General features: G+C 54.0%; 14 protein-coding genes. All 14 read left to right on the plus strand.

The genetic code is table 11. From position 1 onward, the window contains the following. Window positions 1-14 precede the first annotated feature (14 nt). A complete protein-coding gene (locus FF011L_RS15785) occupies window positions 15-1,577 on the plus strand; it encodes an arylsulfatase (RefSeq protein WP_145352602.1) in 1,563 nt (520 codons plus the stop codon). Between the two features lie 68 nt (window positions 1,578-1,645). After that, window positions 1,646-2,629, plus strand: coding sequence for an alpha/beta hydrolase (locus tag FF011L_RS15790; protein ID WP_145352603.1), 984 nt, complete (start codon window positions 1,646-1,648; stop codon window positions 2,627-2,629). Window positions 2,630-3,062: 433 nt separating this feature from the next. Beyond that, entirely contained in the window at window positions 3,063-4,016 is a 954-nt protein-coding gene (locus FF011L_RS15795; protein WP_246109441.1) for a hypothetical protein, read from the plus strand. 651 nt (window positions 4,017-4,667) lie between these two features. Further along, complete coding sequence (locus tag FF011L_RS15800; protein WP_145352604.1) at window positions 4,668-5,186, plus strand: chemotaxis protein CheW; 519 nt, start codon at window positions 4,668-4,670, stop codon at window positions 5,184-5,186. Between the two features lie 39 nt (window positions 5,187-5,225). After that, the gene (locus FF011L_RS15805) at window positions 5,226-6,851 is read left to right on the plus strand and encodes a methyl-accepting chemotaxis protein (RefSeq protein ID WP_145352605.1); all 1,626 of its coding nucleotides are present in this window, start codon (window positions 5,226-5,228) and stop codon (window positions 6,849-6,851) included. After that, window positions 6,841-7,818 carry a CheR family methyltransferase gene (locus FF011L_RS15810; RefSeq protein WP_145352606.1) on the plus strand — a complete coding sequence of 326 codons (978 nt, stop codon included), beginning with the start codon at window positions 6,841-6,843 and terminating at the stop codon, window positions 7,816-7,818. The genes FF011L_RS15805 and FF011L_RS15810 overlap by 11 nt, the downstream gene beginning before the upstream one ends. Continuing rightward, window positions 7,815-10,409, plus strand: a complete 2,595-nt coding sequence (locus FF011L_RS15815; RefSeq protein WP_145352607.1) for a chemotaxis protein CheA — start codon at window positions 7,815-7,817, stop codon at window positions 10,407-10,409. The genes FF011L_RS15810 and FF011L_RS15815 overlap by 4 nt, the downstream gene beginning before the upstream one ends. Then, on the plus strand, window positions 10,406-11,056 hold the full coding sequence (locus tag FF011L_RS15820) for a chemotaxis protein CheC (protein WP_145352608.1): 651 nt from the start codon (window positions 10,406-10,408) through the stop codon (window positions 11,054-11,056). Before FF011L_RS15815 ends, FF011L_RS15820 begins: the two co-directional genes overlap by 4 nt. A gap of 13 nt (window positions 11,057-11,069) precedes the next feature. Then, entirely contained in the window at window positions 11,070-11,555 is a 486-nt protein-coding gene (locus FF011L_RS15825; protein WP_218932662.1) for a chemotaxis protein CheD, read from the plus strand. 22 nt (window positions 11,556-11,577) lie between these two features. Then, window positions 11,578-11,958, plus strand: coding sequence for a response regulator (locus FF011L_RS15830; protein ID WP_145352609.1), 381 nt, complete (start codon window positions 11,578-11,580; stop codon window positions 11,956-11,958). A gap of 10 nt (window positions 11,959-11,968) precedes the next feature. After that, a complete protein-coding gene (locus tag FF011L_RS15835; RefSeq protein WP_218932663.1) occupies window positions 11,969-13,051 on the plus strand; it encodes a protein-glutamate methylesterase/protein-glutamine glutaminase in 1,083 nt (360 codons plus the stop codon). A 24-nt stretch (window positions 13,052-13,075) separates the two neighbouring features. After that, on the plus strand, window positions 13,076-14,473 hold the full coding sequence (locus FF011L_RS15840; protein WP_145352611.1) for a SpoIIE family protein phosphatase: 1,398 nt from the start codon (window positions 13,076-13,078) through the stop codon (window positions 14,471-14,473). A 168-nt stretch (window positions 14,474-14,641) separates the two neighbouring features. Beyond that, window positions 14,642-17,713, plus strand: coding sequence for a PSD1 and planctomycete cytochrome C domain-containing protein (locus tag FF011L_RS15850; protein ID WP_218932664.1), 3,072 nt, complete (start codon window positions 14,642-14,644; stop codon window positions 17,711-17,713). Next, on the plus strand, window positions 17,713-19,167 hold the full coding sequence (locus FF011L_RS15855) for a DUF1501 domain-containing protein (protein WP_391560876.1): 1,455 nt from the start codon (window positions 17,713-17,715) through the stop codon (window positions 19,165-19,167). Before FF011L_RS15850 ends, FF011L_RS15855 begins: the two co-directional genes overlap by 1 nt. The last annotated feature ends 146 nt before the right edge of the window (window positions 19,168-19,313 follow it).

The following is a 19,313-nucleotide window of genomic DNA, read 5'->3' on the forward strand; positions in this document are numbered from 1 at the left end:
CGGGATCTAAATCAATGCGTCATGACTTCAACCAGCTAGAACCTGTCCGTCCGCAAACGAGGATTCTCCAGGCGGTGGTGATTGCGATCGTTGGGGTGACGTTTTTGCTCCAGTCGGGCGATGCGGACGCGGAGCAACCAAACATCGTCTTCATTCTCGCCGACGACTTGGGCTATGGCGAACTTGGGTGCTACGGTCAGACGAAGATCCGAACTCCGAATCTTGACCGACTTGCTAGCCAAGGGATGCGTTGGATGCAGCATTACACGGGGGCCCCCGTATGTGCTCCGGCGCGATGCACATTGATGACGGGTCAACATTTGGGACACGCCGAAATCCGTAGCAATCGCAAAGCGGTAAATAAGCGACAGTTTCCCGGCGAGTGGCCGATTACCGATGGCATCGTCACGATCGCCGAATCGCTCAAAGATGCGGGCTATGCAACCGGAGCGTTTGGCAAATGGGGCCTCGGCAACGCGGAATCAAGCGGATCCCCCAATCGACAAGGTTTTGATCGGTTTTATGGATACCTGAGTCAACGCAATGCTCACAGCTACTATCCGCCTTACTTAAACAGTGACGCGGAAGAGGTGACGCTTAACGACCCACCGGTTCCAGGCCATTTAAGGAAGCCAGAAGGCGAAGTGAAGGCTGACGACTACCGAGGCCAGGTATACGCTCCCGATCGAATTTTAGAAGAAGCGGTCGAGTGGCTTGATAAAAACAAAGAGGGGCCCTTCTTCCTATACCTCCCATTCATTGAACCTCACGTTTCCCTACAGCCACCCCAAGAATGGATCGATCAATATCCACAGGAATGGGATGAGGAACACGGTGCCTACCGGGGCCAGAACGGCTATCTGCCTCATCCGCGTCCACGTGCCGCTTACGCAGCGATGATTTCCGACTTGGACGAGCATGTCGGCACGATCCTCGATCGACTTGACCAACATGGGCTGAGCGAAAACACGATCGTGATCTTTACGTCAGACAATGGCCCCACACACCCACGTAACGACGATCGCTGGGAAGTAGGAGGCGCCGCAACCAAATTCTTCGCTTCTAGTGGTGGCCTGAAAGGTTTCAAAGGAAGCTGTTACGAGGGTGGCCTGCGAATGCCCTGCATCGTGCGTTGGCCGGGCCAAGTGAAGCCAGGTTCCACATCCGAAATGGTATCTTATATGCCCGATTGGTTTCCCACGTTAGCGAAAATCGGTGGTGCGAAACTTCCCGTGAATCAACAACTCGATGGAATCGATCTGACGCCAGAACTGAAAGGGGAGGGGACTCCGCAACGCGACGAACCCTTGGTTTGGGAATTTGCCGGATACGGCGGCATTATCGCGATTCGCGATGGCGACTGGAAAGCCGTTCGCCGGGACGTGAAAACGAAATCCCCGAAGAAGTGGGAACTATACAACTTGGCAAACGACCGCAGCGAATCAACCAACGTGGCAACCTCCCACCCTGAAATCATTCAGCGACTGGAGACCCGTTACCGAGCAAACCGAACCGTCGAGCCTGATTTCCCGCAGCCATTGTTCGACCCACCGAGCGGCGTTTCCGAAAACAACTAACCACCCCCAAAGCAGGTCGAGATAAAAACCGATTTGCAATAAACACTTGACGGGATAGAGGTTCCAACGTGATAGCGACAGCGGCCTACCAAAAATGCATTTTAATTCTCGCGTTCGCCGTCTCCGCTTGCGGTTTCATCGCGACGGCACAGGCTCAGACAACGACCGCACAAGCGTCATCCGGGGCCTCTGAACCAAGCGGTGGGATTTTTGACAAACCGACGTATCAAGTGAAGGTGACTCACGGGTTACCTTACGCTCAGGGCATGATCTATCACCCCACCGACCCGAAACGTTTCTATCCGAGGAATCTTACGCTTGATGTCTATGAACCCGACGAAGACACAACGCAGAATCGTCCGGTTGTCTTGCTGGTTCATTCCGGCGGCTTCTGGACGGGTGATTCGTTGATGAGGTCCATGGTTCGTGCAGGAAACTATTTCGCGGAGCGCGGCTGGGTTTGTTTCTCAATCAACTATCGCCTCCACGGCGATCGAGCCATCGCACCAGACGGATGGCTGAAAAACCGTCCCACCTATGCCGCAGCAAGAGACGCAAAAGCAGCCATCCGCTGGATCCGTGCCAACGCAGCCTCGTATCGAATCGACGATGATTCGATTGTCGTTTACGGTCCCTCCGCCGGTGGTTACATCGGGGTCGCCCTGGGCGCTTCCGATGAAGCAGACTTTCGCGACGAACTCCTTTCAAACGCTGCCGAAAACAAACTGCTGCAAGCGACGCACCTCGATCAGTCGTCTCAAGTCAGTGCGGTTGTCAGTCATTGGGGATCGGGGCTGTTGCTTGAATTGCTGGAAGAATATGACGGTCAAAATCGATTCGATTCCAATGACGCGCCATTACTGATCATCCACGGAACCGAAGACACACTCGTACCCTATTCGCATGCCGAAGACTTGCTGAAGAACTATCAAAGCAAGATCGAGCATTTTCGGCTGGAAGGTTTTGGCCATTCCGCTTGGAACGCCAAGGTCAACGGCAACTCGCTCCTCGATGCGGTCTATCCATTCATGCGAAACGCCGTTAACCGCTAAGCGAACGGCCGTCCGCCAAAGTATCGATTATGAGAATTCTTTCGCAGGGGAACGTGAACAGAACAAGTGACGATTTCAGGGCAGGTTGCTCCTGTTTGTTTCCGCCGGGGTAAGCCCGCAAACGGAACTCGTTGGGCAGCATGCGGGGCCGAAGGGTCCACGCTATCAATCGTCACTTATAAAATTCACGTCCCGAGCGAAAGGCGACACTGCAGCCTCGTCTCTGAGAAACGTTGCTACACGTTTACACCGACAGGCTTTTACTTAAATGCCTGTCAGTTCACGCGCCCCGCGAAAACACAACGCCAGATCGGTTTGCGGATTCGTCCGATTCTGCGTTACGGGTCCGCTGAACTGGTAAACTGTAGTGCGCCGGCAATTTGTCGATCGCCCTTGCTACCTCCATCGTCATTCGTTTTCCGGCAAGCCAATCATGATCAACCGCAGACAATTTGCGTTGGCCAGCACTGCAGGGCTGGCAGCCGCGACCGCTCATCTGGATCGATTTGCCGTCGCCGAAGTTCCCAGCTTGTCCGAAAAACGTTTGGTCGAACAAGGACTAAATGCTCTCTCGCGAGCTCATGAACGAAGCTACTTCGCCAACGGCCATCGCGGTGCGTCGATGATCTCGGCGCATTTGATGTGCGTCGACAACCAACTAGGCGACGCGACGACCAATCGAATCATCGAACTGTTTGATTTGAACTGGGCATCGAGTCCGCTCTGCGCGGCCTACCCGGAATCGGATCCCATCGACGACGCAGTGAAACGCGTCGGTGAAACGCTCGCCAAAGGGGGAACCGTCCTACGTGAAGTCGGTCATGACGTGATCTTTGCAATGCACGCGATCAAGGCATTCCGGATGGTGCCTGCACTTGCGACCGAGGAACGGGTCACAGGAGTGTGTGATCTGATCGATCAAATCAAACCGTGGCGCGATATCGATCCCTCCGAGGATGTTTCCCCACCGCCGTTCTCTGATTCAAAGGCGGCATCCAAGTTTATCCTGAAAGAAGCAAGTCACTCGATCGACCGCTTTCAAGGATTCGGTCAAGGTTTCGCTGGCCACATGCTGACGTTCGGGCAAGCTCTCGTCGAACTGGCCGCTATGGGAGATGTTGAGTGGGCGGAAAGCTGCCGAACCGCATTTCGGAAATACGTCACTGTCACGCGGAAAGGTCCGCAGCCCGGCGATCGCAAAATCAAAGACCATTCACCAAGCCAGCTGCGGCCCGACGAATCGAAATACTGGCAACAACGTGGCGACAAAAGTCTTGGGATCGGTCACGTCTTCAAATACCCCTACGCCTACTACGACTTGCTCGCCCGAGCCGAGGATGCCGAACTAGAGAAGGAACTCGATTCAAAAGCTTGGCAAATTTTCTAAGTCAGCATCATCGCAATCAGCCCATGGGAACTCTCTTTCAAAGCCTCAGCTGGCGACAGAGAAAGCCTACAAATCGCTTCGTTGAAGGCCTATGTCGTGGCGAGCTTTTTGACGCACGCGATCTGCACAGATGACTCAGGTCGTCCGCAATAAATCTCTCTCCCGCCGTACCCTAAAATTCCTTTGCAAACGCTTCAACCGCGTCAACGATACCAAGGGTTGAAACGTCCGTTGGCATTCGAACGCAGGTGAAACGCAACCTGTACGGTTGTCCCTAAATGCCTAGCACTTCCGGTGGAGCTTCGCCGCTTCCGCGTCAAATCGATCAAAATCATTCCAGAGCGGTAATAATCGGACCTACGGAAGCAGGCCACCATCAGGTCGATTCAGAGGACGATTCCCGAGTGCGAGTGATGGAAACCAGCCTCTCGCACGGTCGCGTTAGTGCAGCAATACGGTCATTTCCCCCCTTGATCTTCCAAATTCCCTCTGAAAATTTTGTGATCCTTACAAGCCGTTCTGGGTAAATGGTAAGGCTGACCTTTCTGGGGTTCGTTCGTTGTATCCGTCCACTCTGCCAAATAGACTACTATTGAGCAGTCCTGCCAACCTGGACCGATTGAATCCCTTTTCTACCTTTCTACGACAATCATGGTTCAGAACTTACCATCTGATTCGTTGCCATCCGACGCAATTTCTGGCGGGAAACAGACGTCTCAGTTCGTTGGTTTTGAAATCGACGGCCAGCAATACGCTTTTCGAATCGAACAGATTCAAGAAATCGTGATGCCTGACCAAGTCACCGAAACACCGCAAGTCGCCGATTATGTGGAGGGCGTCCGGAATTTGCGTGGCGAGATTATTCCGATCATTAACCTCCGCAAACTTCTCGGCTTGCCATCCAAACAGGCAGACAGCGATACACGCACCATCGTCGTCAATGTGGGGCAACGGACCATGGGATGTACGGTCGATGCGGTTTCGCATGTGATTCGGATTCCAGAGCAGAGCATTCAGCCGGTCCCTGAAACCATGACGGTCGCCGGAAGCCATGACATCGCGGGGTTCGCAAAAGTGGATGCCAACCTCGTGATCATTTTGGACATCGAGGAATTGTTAAGTCCAGAACGACTGAAACGTCATCCTGTTCGAGAAGTGAATCCTTCTTAAATCCATCCAGCCGCCCGACTACCACTTGAGAACTGCTCCATGTCAAAGACAGCCCGCCCTGAAACGTCGACCGCCGAAACCAAAAAAGAGTTGCGACGGGAAATAGAAATTCTCAAGCTGGAGAATTCACGTCTTGAGCAGAACGTGGCAGGACAGCTGGCTGCGATCAACCATTCGCAGTCCGTAATCGAGTTCGAAATGGACGGCACAATTGTCAGCGCCAATGAGAACTTCTTGACGTTGATGGGTTACACGCTGGCCGAAATCCAAGGACGAAACGACAGTATCTTTATCGATCCCGAACACCTAGCGAGCCCCGAATATCGAGACCTGTGGAACCGGCTGAATAAAGGAGAACACGAAAATGGTCAATACAAACGGATCAGTAAATCAGGCAAGGAGATCTGGATCCAAGGTTCGTACAGCCCAATTTTCGACGCCGACGGGAAACCGCTCAAAGTGATCGAATATGCCACGGACATCACCGAACAGACGCTGCGCAACGCTGACTTCGAGGGGCAGATCGAGGCCATTCAAAAGTCACAAGCGGTCATCGAATTCGAGATGGACGGAACGATCGTCACCGCGAACAGCCTCTTCTTAGAGGCAATGGGTTACACCTTGGATGAAATCCGTGGCAAGCATCACCGAATTTTTGTCGACCCTGACGAGCGAATCAAGCCAGGGTATGCGGAGTTTTGGGAGAAATTGAACCGCGGTGAATACGCCCACTCGGAATACCGGCGAATTGGGAAAGGGGGCCGCGAAGTATGGATCCAAGGTTCTTATAATCCCATTCTCGGTCTGAACGGACGCCCCTGCAAAGTCGTCAAGTACGCCGACGATGTAACGCAACGCGTTCAGTTGGAACGATCCGCCAAGCAGCAGCGTGAAAAGACCAAAAACCTGATTGATGAAGTGATCGAAAGCGCTCACCAATTTGCCGAAGGGGCAAGGGTCATTGCCGAAAGTAGTGCGAACTTGAGCGATGGCGCTCAAAACCAAGCGGCGAGCGTGGAAGAGATGACCGCATCGGTCGCCGAAATGACGAACGCCATCCAGGTCATTGCAACCAGCGCCGCATCCGTGAACGATCAGGCAAGCAAAACCGCATGCCTGGCAGGCGAGGCAAGCAAGACACGGACAGAAGCCGTCGTCGCCATGCGTTTGATCGAAAAATCGAGCGAGCAAATTACGGATATTATCCAAGTCATCAGCGACATCGCCAGTCAAACCAACTTGTTGGCGTTGAACGCAGCGATCGAGGCAGCCCGCGCGGGCGAACACGGTTTGGGTTTTGCCGTGGTGGCCGATGAGGTACGGAAACTTGCCGAACGGTCCAGTGAAGCCGCCAAAGAAATTACTCAGCTGATCAAAGAATCGTCGCGTCGCGTTGCCGAAGGAGCGGAGTTATCCGAAGATGTCGGTAATTCGCTAGCTTCGATCGTTGAAGCGGTCGACATCACGGCTGCCGGGATCGTCCAAATCGCAGAGCAGACCGAATCGCAATCTGCAAGCGCCGATCAGGTACAAATTGCAATTCGATCGGTTTCCGAGACGACGGAATCGAATGCAGCCAGCGCGGAAGAACTTGCCGCCAGCGCCGAACAACTTGGCGCACAGTCGCACACACTGCAAGACTTGGTGAGTAAGTTTGAATCGTAACGTCGCAGGGATCCCGGGGCACGGTATCGATCGCAATGTTGCCAACCACCCCACGCCGCCGTGGAAACAAACAAAGGGTCAATCAACCGTGGGACTCCCGCGTCTTAATTCGCAACAATTCGATCGGTTCCATGATTTCATTTACAAGAAAAGTGGGATCCATATCGACAAGAACAAGATCACCTTGCTTAGCAATCGTATCCGCCGCCGAGTAAACGCAGGCGGATATGATGATTTTGATGACTACTACCGAGTTCTCACGTCGACTGCCGGAGCCGATGAACTTGCGGGTTTCCTGGATGCGATCACGACAAACGAAACCTACTTCTTTCGCACCCAAAAGCAATTCGATTGGCTTGCCAGTGATTGGCTGTCCGAGCAAATCGCTAGACACCGCGCCGGCGAACGGAAGCGTCAGCTGCGAATTTGGTCGGCAGGTTGTTCGAATGGCTCCGAACCCTACTCGATCGCAATCTGCCTAGCGGAGAATCTGTTTCGACTTCGTGACTGGTCATTGGAGGTCGTCGGAACCGACATCAGTGCCGAAATGTTGAACATGGCACGCAAAGGAAGTTTCAACGCGCGTGCGATCGAGGAAGTTCCAGAACAACAGCAGCGGCGGTACTTCCACCCCCCAACCGAAAACAATCAACGCCAAGTTCGAGATTCGATCAAGAAACTGGTGAAGTTTCAGCAACATAATCTGATGGTACCGTTGGCCGAGTCGAGTTTTGATTGCATCTTTATCCGGAACGTGCTGATCTACTTTGACCGCGAATCAAAACAGAAAGTGGTCGACAATCTGCTCAATGCGTTAGCGTTCGGGGGATACCTAGTCGTCGGTCCTTCCGAAGGCATCTACGAAATGCTGGGCGGTTTGGAAAGAGTTTCGCCCCTGATTTACAAGAAGGTGACAGCAACGTCACGCACCCGTCCTACGACCGAGACACGAGGTCGGAACTCATGAGCGACAACACACAGAATTCGTCCGGTCCCAATGACGACATGTCGGAATACTTGCAGACGTTTCTGGATGAGACCGAGGAGCAACTTGATGACTTGGTCGAAACCATGCTGTCGCTCGAGCGCGATTCGACGAACTCCGAAGATTTGAACGAGTCCTTTCGACTGATCCATTCCATCAAAGGATCCGCCGGAATGATGGGACTGGAACAGATTACGGTCCTTACCCATCATCTTGAAAATCGCTTTGAGCGTTTTCGATCCGGCACCGAACAGCTCGATGAGCCGACGATGAACGTCGTCCTGCGGTGCGTCGATTTCCTTCGCCAAAGCAACGATCGGCTGCGAGACGGCAACGCCCTGGGCAGCCCTACCGAGTTGCTTAGTGAGTTGAAGCGATTAGAAGATCAGGCTGCGCTGCAAAAAAACACGTCCAAAGAAACAGCGTCAGAGTCAACTGCAGAAGAAGCGATTACCGAAGCGACTTTGGAACCGACACCGGAAGACACGCCGCCGAAAGCTGAGCATCCGACGGAAATACCCCCCGCCTCGCCCGAGCTGCACGATTCGCCAATCCGCATGGTCATCCGATTCCGGCCACGGTTGCAATTGGTGGACTTGAAAGCCCAGTTGATCGTGAACCGATTAGCAGGATTGGGAACCATCAAATCAACTCGACCGACGCTGGAGAGCTTGTCGGAAGACGAGCCGTTGGAGGAATTTGAATTACAGATCGAAACCGATCGGGATCTGGACAACTTGCGCAGTGCCGCACAGGTCGACGGTGTGGATTCAATCGACTTCCCAGAGGACGTGGACAAGTCCAGCAAAACGGCAGAACGGAGAGCGTCGGTTGAATATCCCGACGTTAACTTACCCGCGGAATCCACTGATTCAGACGCTCCAGAATTCGGCACCAAACAAAATTCGATAACGGTGATCGAACCAATTCAGTCAGCCGAACCGACGGAATCAGCCGAACCGACTATTGACGCCGAACCAACGGAATCCGCCGACACGGTCGCCGCGAACAAAATCGATATCGATCCTCAACCGATGGACGTTCCAGAACCGGCTGAGTCCGCTCAATCACCGCAGCCTGTCGAAACCGTGAACGCTGCCGACGCCCCAACCGTTAGCGATGTCCCCACGTCCGACAAAGCGGCTGGCAAGGTTGCCGAAACGATGCGTGTCGAAATCGATCGATTGGACAGTCTGATGAATTTGGCGGGCGAATTGGTCGTCAACCGAGCCCGCTTTGTCCAGATTTCCAGTCAGATCAATCCGTCGCATCGAAAAGCAAGTGCGTTGAATCGAATCCGCGAATTCTGTGACAGTTTGCGTGACACGATCGAAGGCTTGGAAAATGAAACCGCTGAACCGAGCGACCGCGGCGCTTTGGTGACGCAGTTGCGATGCGGTTTGGAATTAATGGATGAACACTCGGAGATCTGGGAACATGACCGTGGCCACCTGGACAAATTTGGCGAGGCAATCGACCAACTTTCGCGAGTTTCCAAAAATCTGCAGAAAGGAGTCTTAGACACTCGAATGGTCCCGGTCGGTCCGCTATTCAATCGGTTTAAACGCGTGGTCCGCGATCTATCCAAAGAACGTGACAAGCGGGTCAACCTGCTGATCCGTGGCGAGAAAACAGAGCTGGACAAACGGATGATCGACGCTCTGGGCGATCCCTTGATGCACCTAGTACGAAACTCCATCGACCACGGTTTAGAACCGACGCAGGTTCGCCTTGACAGTCACAAACCAGAAATCGGAACGATCTCCCTGGAGGCGACTCACAGTGGCAACAACATTTATATCCACGTACGAGATGACGGCGGCGGGATCGATGTCGACAAGATCAAAACCAAACTGATCAACAATCAAGTTCTTTCGAAGGCAGCGACGAGTGAACTAAGCGACGCACAGGCCTTGGATTACATCTGGCACCCTGGATTCAGCACCGCTCAGGAAGTTACCGACGTTTCGGGGCGGGGCGTCGGGATGGACGTCGTGCAAAACCGGATCAGGAAATTAAACGGAACGATCGAAGTCGAATCGATTCCGAAACAAGGAACCCATTTCACCATTCGGTTGCCCCTAACATTGGCAATTATCAATTGCCTATTGGTCAAAATCCGCGGGGTCGTGTTTTCGATGCCGATTGATGAAGTTCGCGAAATCGTTTCGGTCAAAGAGGAGGAAATTGTCACCGTTCAGGGAAAACGAACGATCGATGTCCGGGACGAATTTATTCCCTTGGTTCGAATCGACGAAGTTTTCCACTGGAATAATTGGGGCCAAAAGGACGACGAACCGGTTCGCGGTGATTCGAATGTCGACGCGAATGCATCCCAGGTTGTCATTGTACAAACCGCTGGAAAAACCATGGGCCTGCACGTGGACGAACTTATCGGCAGTCATGACATGGTGATCAAGTCGCTTTCGGATAACTTCATTGAGATCCGCGGGTTGTCAGGGGCGAGTATCCTAGGTGACGGTAACGTCGGCCTGATGCTTGATATTGGCACGGCATATCAAATGGCGACTCAACCATCCACACGAACGGCTACCGAGGAACTTTCAAGTTGACCGACCAAGGAGAGAATCTTCTCAGTGCAACCCAATTGGCTACTCTCGAATCGACATTTCGTCGCGGGTCGGCTAGTGCATCCGAGGCGCTCGCCAAGTGGATTGGCAAACCATCCGTCGTTGATTTCGATTCATTGGAACAGTTGCCAATGGAGGAAGCGACGGAACTGCTCACTCGCGGGGACGACGCGCCAATCTGTTCCTGTTCAATGCAGATCCAAGGGATCATCACCGGTGAGATGATCCTGGCGTTCGACGACGCCAGCGGATGGGCGTTGGCCGATATTCTGCTGGACAATCCTCAAGGCACAACGACCGAGTGGACTGAATTGACGACATCGGCCGCCCTGGAAACGACCAACATCCTTTGCTGTGCCTACCTTAACGCATTACAGCAGAGCCTCTCCGTCGGCAGCGAATCGCAGGAAGTCGTTCCAACCCCTCCCAGATTCAGCCGTGAATTCGCTGAAAGTCTGATGGAGTTTGTCCTGATGGGACAGGCAATTGCCTTTGACCAAGCGATCCTGGCAAGAACGCGATTCGAAATTGATCGGCTGGCCGTAAATTGGACCTTGCTGTTTGTGCCGGACGCCGAATCGATGTCGCGTCTGCCAGAACTGCTTCTTAGCGGCGAGTCCGAGCGATGAGGAGTTTGCCAACATGGACCCACTAAGACAGGCAGCCGGTCGGTCCGTTCGCATGGGTGAAATGCATGTTGGTGGAGAAGGGGATATTCTCCGCACGCTGCTAGGTTCGTGCATCGGTCTGATGCTGTATGATCGACGCAAGAAAATTGGGGGTTTAGCCCACATCGTGCTGCCCGAATCACGCGGTAAAATCGAACGTCCCGGCAAGTATGTCGACACTGCGATTCCTGGACTGATCGCGCAGATGGAAAGGTTTGCCGCCGAGAAATTAAAGCTGACAGCTAAGATCGCCGGCGGCGCCAGCATGTTTTCGACGAGCACCGCCGGAAACATCGGCCAACAGAATTTTGACGCATGTCAGCAATTGCTCTCCGATTTCCGCATTCCGGTCCTGGCCAGTCACTGCGGCGGTGAAAAAGGGAGACGGATGTCCGTTGATATCACAAACGGCAATGTGGTGATCGAGATCGTTGGACAAGATCCGCTCGAATTGGGATGAACCTTTGGCGAGAGACAATCAGATGGGAACGAAACGCTTGTTGGTCGTCGACGACGCCCTCTTCATGCGCAAACGCATTCGCGAGATCGCGGAAACCGCCGGTTGGGAAATCGCCGGTGAAGCCGAAGACGGCGAACAGGCCTTGGCAATCTATGAACAGACAAAACCGGACCTCGTCACCTTGGACATCGTGATGCCAAAACTGGACGGTGTGTCGACGCTGAAACAATTAATGCAGTTTGATCCGCAGGCACGCGTCGTTATGGTCAGCGCCGTGAATCAAAAACCAAAGCTGGCAGAATGCATCGCGGCCGGTGCGATCGACTTCATCGTCAAACCGTTTGACAAAGCAGGGCTGCTCGCGTTCTTTGAAAAATCCCTTGCTGCCGATAACCAATCGTAGGAAGCGTATTGTGAAATCCCGACCGACGAAAATTCTGGTGGTAGACGACTCGGCGTTATATCGCCAGTCGATCCAGAATGTATTGCGCGAATACGAAGGCGCACAAACGGTCGGCAGTGCCAAGAATGGCGTCGACGCTTTGGAAAAAATCGAACGATTGGATCCGGATCTATTGACCCTTGACGTTCAAATGCCCGACATGAATGGCATTGAATTACTGCGTGAGATCAAACGCCGAAAACTTCGCCCCAAAGCAATCATGGTCAGCAGTTTTACCGCTGCAGGAACTCAAGTGACCACGGATGCGTTAATGGAGGGAGCATTCGATTTTATTCTCAAACCATCCGGTAGCGATTCCGGCGCAAACCGCCAACAGCTTCAAGACGAACTACAGGAAAAGATCTCCGCTTTTCGCGAATCATCTGACACCGTTAGGACTTCGAAACGCGTCACCCGGCAACCCGTGGGCGACAATGGGTTGGCCGAAAAAGTACCGGCACCCAAATCCCCGTGCCGAGTAGTGGTCTTGGGCACGTCGACCGGTGGCCCCGTCGCGTTGAAGGCCCTCCTGCCGAAATTGCCCGCGGAGTTGCCAATCCCCCTCCTGGTCGTTCAGCATATGCCGCCAACCTATACGCAGTCGTTAGCGGTACGTCTGAATTCGATCTGTGAATTGGAGGTCGTCGAAGCGACCAACAACATGGAGGCCATCGCCGGTCGGGTGATCCTTGCCGCTGGCGGCCAGCAAATGAAACTGATCTCACGCGCCGGCCGTTTACTGGTTCAAGTAACCGACGCCCCCCCTGAAAACAGCGTGCGGCCATCGGTTGATTACACGCTTCGATCGACAGTCGAAGCCACGGGCGGAAATGCACTTGCTGTGATCATGACCGGCATGGGCCGTGACGGGCTGGAAGGCTGTCGCGGGTTGAAGCAAGCTGGCGGGTACGTCTTCGCGCAAAATCAGTCTGATTGTGTCGTCTTTGGAATGCCCAAAGCCGTGATCGAACAAAACCTTGCCGACCGAACCTTGCCGCTTGCCAAGTTGGCACCCGCAATCGTCCGGCACATCAAACGCAGCCGCCGAGCTTAAAACAGGTCCTTAGGTTTAGTCATCATGAACGATTCCTCACCACGTGCTTCTTTACTGATCGTCGAAGACAGCCGCATCCAAGCAAAAATCTTGTCGGACAAACTGCTGGAGGCGGGGTACCAGGTTCGCACCGCAGAAAACGGCCAGATCGGTTTGGAAATGATTCGTGAGCAACCACCAACGCTGGTGATCTCGGACATCGAAATGCCCGTGATGAACGGCTACCAGTTGTGTCACGCGGTTAAGAACGATCCCGACCTGCGACGAATTCCGTTCATCTTGTTATCGACGTTGGCCGATGCCCAAGACATCATCAAGGGGCTGCACTGCGGCGCGGACAACTATGTCACCAAACCGTACGATCCCAAGTTCCTGATCTCGCGAGTCGCATCGCTGCTGGAAACGCCGCTTGCCGAAGACGAAGAAGAACAGCAGCTGGATGTAACCCTCGGCGGCACCCAGTACACGGTGAAGGCTGGACGACAACAGGTCCTGAACCTGCTGGTCTCTACCTTTGAGAACGCGGTCGAGAAAAACCAGGAACTTGTCCGGACCAACGAAGAACTGACGGTCGCCAAAGAACAACTCACGCGTTGGAACGATCAACTGGAATCGTTGAACAATCAATTAGATTCTTCCAACCAACGCATGACCCGCGACTTGGACGCCGCGGCGAAAGTTCAACGATCGCTGTTGCCATCGTCCAACCCCAAAACGTCTCTCGTCAATTTCTCTTGGAAGTTCATCCCCTGTGATGAACTGGCCGGCGATTTCCTAAACTATTTCGCGTTGGATGAAGACCATATTGCGATCTACGTGGTCGACGTCAGCGGCCATGGAGTCGCGTCTTCATTGTTGTCGGTTACCATCGGTCGGTTGATGACCCCGCTGGTCTCTTCCTCGTCGCTGCTGGTCCAGTCAGACGGCAATGGCCAAACCCGGATTGTCCCGCCTCGAGAGGTCGCGTTCGAACTAAATCGACGCTTTCCAATGGAAGAGCAGAACGAACTGTTCTTTACAATGTTATATGGCGTGCTGAAATTGAGCACGTTGGAACTTCAATACGTTTCGGCAGGCCATGACCCAATCGTTCATGTCCGCAAAGGCGAACTGCCCAAGATGTTGGAAGGGACCAACATGGCTATCGGATGGGTCGAAGATATGGAATACGACCAAGAAGCCGTGACGCTCGCTCCCGGCGACCGGCTTTATGCCTACTCCGATGGCGTTCCCGAAGCGATGGATGAAGGGCTGAATCAATTCTCGATGCAACAAATGATGGAGATGATTGAACTTGGTCAGTCGCAGTCTTTGGAACAAAGTGTGTCATTGCTTGAGAAATCGGTACAACGCTGGTGTGCAAAAAACGGCCCCAAAGACGATGTTTCAATCCTGGGACTAGAAATCGCATCGGATTCCTAAAAAAAACTCCCAACTCCCAACTCCCAACTCCCAACTCCCAACTCCCAACTCCCAACTCCCAACTCCCAACTCCCAACTCCCAACTCCCACGAATCGCACAAAACAAGGCAAAGGCCCCCCCTACGTGTTATGCTGAAACACGTCCACTCTCTATTTCCGATTTGTTCGGTGACACTCCTAATGCTATCCGGAATGGTCTATCCAGCTACGCTGTTTCTCGTCTTGGTGTCGGCTGTTGCGTTCGCTGACGAACAGCAATTCAATCGGGACGTACGGCCCATCCTTTCCAATCACTGTTTCACCTGTCACGGACCGGATGCGGCGACTCGTGAAGGTGGACTGCGGCTCGATCAGCGGGACGCGGCGACGGCAACCAGTGATTCTGGGGAACGAGCGATCGTACCGGGTGACACGGACGCCAGCGAATTGATCCGGCGCATTACCTCGACCGATCCCGATGTACGAATGCCACCGGTCGATGGTCCAAAGCCGCTCGATGCAAAACAGATCGCCACGTTAACAAAGTGGATTGACGGTGGCGCCGCATATCAGTCTCACTGGGCGTTTGGCCCCGTCGTGGAACCCGCCGTACCGAACATCGGGGACAGCCCCTGGCCGCGGAACGACATCGATCACTTCGTCCTCGCGCGGTTACGCGAAAACAGCTTGAAACCGGCCGACCAAGCCTCTCCTGAAACACTCATTCGCCGAGTCGCATTTGACCTAACCGGGTTACCGCCGACGGTTGAGGAAATCGAAAAATTCCTGACCGACCGATCGGATCAAGCCTATGAAAACATGGTTGACCGATACCTCCAGTCGCCCGCGTACGGCGAGCACATGGCTCGCCATTGGTTGGACTTGGCTAGGTACGCGGACACAAACGGCTACCAATACGATACCGAACGCGAGCAATGGGTCTGGCGCGACTGGGTGATCGACGCCTACAACCGCAACATGCCGTTTGATCAATTCACGACGGAGCAGATCGCCGGCGACCTGCTACCAAATGCCACCGCCCAACAGAGGCTTGCGACAGGGTTCAACCGGAATCATGGCATCACGATCGAAGGAGGTATCATCGATGAAGAATATCGAACCGAATACGTGATGGATCGAGTCACAACCACCGGCGCCGTCTGGTTGGGATTAACCGTCGGGTGTGCCCGTTGCCATGACCACAAATACGACCCGATCTCTCAGCGTGAATTCTATCAGCTCTATTCATTCTTCAATCAAGTGCCCGAACGCGGGATGAAAGGATTCGCTCCCACCGAAAAAATACCGTCGCCCCTTGCAGGGAATCGCCAACAACAATTGGAAGCGAAGCTTCGCAGATTGCAGGCGGAACTGGCTAAGCCCATCGATTGGGATTCTCACTTGGAACAATGGGCAGGACAGCTTGCTAATTCCCCCGGCAGCGGCTGGAACGTCCTGACGCCAAAAATCCTAAAGTCCTCTGCCGGATCAACGCTAACGCCACTGGCCGACCATTCGATTCTTGCGGGCGGTGCGAACCCACGTCAGGACATTTATGACATCGGGTCGCAGACCGAAGTCGTCGGCATCACGGCGGTGCGACTGGAAGCGTTAACGGATGACTCCCTTCCCGGCGGCGGCCCCGGACGCCATAGCAATTCAAATTTTGTCCTCAGCGAATTTGAACTGACCGCGGTATCGACCGAGGATCCATCGAAAACGAAGGCAGTGAAATTCGTACGCGCGATCACGGATTACCAGCAAACGAATTACGAAGTTGCCAAAGCGATCAACGGGACGGTCGCCAACAATGATGGCTGGGCCGTGGACGGACCGTCTCGAAAAGAACCGGCGACCGCGATCTTTGTCGCTGAAAAGCCGTTCGGGTTCCCAGGTGGTACGGAACTGCGATTTCGCCTTCGTCATGAAGCCGGTTTCGCTACACACGGTATCGGCCGGACGCGGCTCTCCGTATCAACCGATCCGCAATCGGACCTGACCTTTCAGGGAATCCCTGCGGACATTCGGCGGATCGCTGCTACCAAGCAAGCCGCTCGATCGGCTGAAGATACCGCCAAGCTAAAAGATTACGTCGCTGCCCACCACGATCCTCAAGAAGATCTGAAACAACGTATCGCTGCCATCCAACAGCAACAGGCGACCGCGTTTCCGGCGACGATGGTCATGCAGGACATGCCGAAACCGCGTAAGACCCATCTACTGAACCGTGGCCAATACGATGCCCCTACCGACGAAGTCACGGCAAATGTTCCTGCCATCTTTCCATCGATGCCCCAAAATTCCGCCGCGAACCGCCTGGGTTTTGCCGAGTGGCTGGTCGATCCTTCGCATCCTCTGACCGCCCGCGTTGCGGTTAATCGTTATTGGCAACGGCTCTTCGGAATGGGGTTGGTGAAAACGTCGGAAGACTTCGGAGTCCAAGGCTCGCTCCCCAGTCACCCGGAATTACTGGACTGGTTGGCGACCGAATTCGTTCGCAGCGGCTGGAATGTTAAACAGATCCAGCGTCTGATGATCACGTCAGCAACCTATCGGCAAACATCCCACGTCGGCGCTGCCGCTTATCAAGCCGATCCCGAAAACCGATGGCTCGCCCGAGGCCCACGCATGCGGCTTGATGGCGAGGAACTTCGCGACGCAGCACTGCTTGCCAGCGGTCTGCTGGTGAATCAGGTGGGCGGAAAAAGCGTCTACCCTTACCAGCCTGCCGGGCTGTGGATGGAACTGAACAATCGGCCGGGTTATTCCAAAGAATACCCGCAAGGCAGTGGCGACGATCTCTACCGCCGCAGCATCTATACTTTTTGGAAACGAACCGTACCGTCGCCGATGCTGAAGATTTTGGATGCTCCAGAACGTGAGCTCTGTACCATTCGCCGGTCGCGAACGAACACGCCGTCCCAAGCCCTTGTGCTACTGAACAGCCCTCAGTTCGTTGAAGCAGCCAGGCATCTAGGCGAGAGAATGATGAAACACGACGCCCAACGTCTTGAAGACAAACTGACCTTTGGGTTTCGACTTGTTACCGCTCGCGAGCCAACCGAACCCGAATTGACGGCCATCGTCGAAGCCTTTCATTTGGAACATCAGAAACTGGTTGCGTCCCCTGATTTGGCTCTAAAAATTCTGCAAGTGGGCGAATCTCCGTTCGATTCCACACTCGACACATCGCAGTTGGCCGCCTTCGCAAGTATTGCAAGCCTGTATCTGAACCTGGATGAAGCCATTACAAAAGGTTAATGCACATGATGAGTCATCCAATCCAGGAATCCCAACTCCTGCAAACCCGACGACACTTCTTCGGACGTACCAGCACCGGTATCGGCGTTGCGGCGTTAGCCTCATTGATGAACACCGGCTCCGCCCACGGGGGACCGGGACCGGACGCACTCAGCCAGCTGTCGCAGATTGCTCCCAAGGCAAAGCGGGTCATTTACCTGCTGCAATCGGGAGCTCCTTCGCAGGTCGATCTGTTCGATTATAAGCCTTCGCTGAACAAACTGGATCGAACGGAACTACCCGATAGCGTTCGCCAAGGACAGCGACTGACGGGGATGACCGCTGGCCAAAAGAACTTCACGGTCGTCAAATCTCCTTGGAAATTCCAGCAGCATGGACAATCGGGTGCATGGTTAAGTGAGCTGCTTCCGCACATGTCCAACGTTGTTGACGACATCTGCATCATCCGATCGATGCATACCGAGGCGATCAATCACGATCCAGCGATCACCTTCTTCCAGTCGGGTAACCAGCAACCGGGCAGGCCGAGTATCGGTGCGTGGCTCAGCTATGGTTTGGGCAGTGAAACGCAAGATCTGCCTTCGTTTGTGGTCCTGCTAAGCAAGAACACCTTCCATCAAGCTCAGCCGCTTTACGATCGGCTTTGGGGCAGCGGCTTTCTGCCATCGAAATATCAAGGCGTGAAATTTCGCAGCCAGGGTGATCCGGTTTTGTACCTGAACGACCCCACCGGGCGGTCGAGCGCTGACCGCCGCATGATGCTTGACCGACTGGAAAATTTAAACCGAATGCACGAAGCGGCCATCGGCGATCCAGAAATTTCTTCTCGTATCGCTCAATACGAAATGGCTTATCGGATGCAGACATCGGTCCCCGATTTGGCCGACACATCTGACGAACCCGCCAGCACGTTTGACCTATACGGTGAAGATGCCAAGCAACCCGGCTCGCATGCTTCGAATTGCCTGCTTGCCCGTCGGCTTGCCGAACGGGGCGTCCGTTTCATTCAGGTCTTTCATCGCGGCTGGGACCATCACAGCAACGTCCAGAAATACCTACCGACTCTCGCAAAAGAAACCGACCAGGGCTCCGCCGCGTTGATTCAAGATCTGAAACAACGTGGGATGCTAGATGAAACGCTTGTTATCTGGGCGGGTGAATTCGGCCGCACGGTTTACTCGCAAGGCAATCCTGACACCTTTGGTCGCGATCACCATCCTCGCTGTTTCTCCATTTGGATGGCAGGCGGAGGCATCAAGCCGGGCATCCGGTACGGCCAGACAGACGACTACTGCTACAACATCACAGAAAACCCTGTCCATGTTCACGACTTCCACGCCACGTTACTGCACTGCCTAGGAATCGACCACGAAAAACTCACCTACCGTTTCCAAGGGCGTGATTACCGTCTAACGGATGTCCACGGAAACGTGGTCCACAACATTTTGACGTAACATCCCCTATTGATTTGTGTCACCTTTCGCAAGGAACGTGAGGGATAGCGGTCGCGTTTTGTCGGCCTCCGACCTGCCACGTGCCTTCTAAATACGCTGATCCCACGGCATTGCGATTTCAGCTTGTTGGAATGCCATTTGTTATT

This window comes from Roseimaritima multifibrata (assembly GCF_007741495.1).
GTDB lineage: Bacteria > Planctomycetota > Planctomycetia > Pirellulales > Pirellulaceae > Roseimaritima > Roseimaritima multifibrata.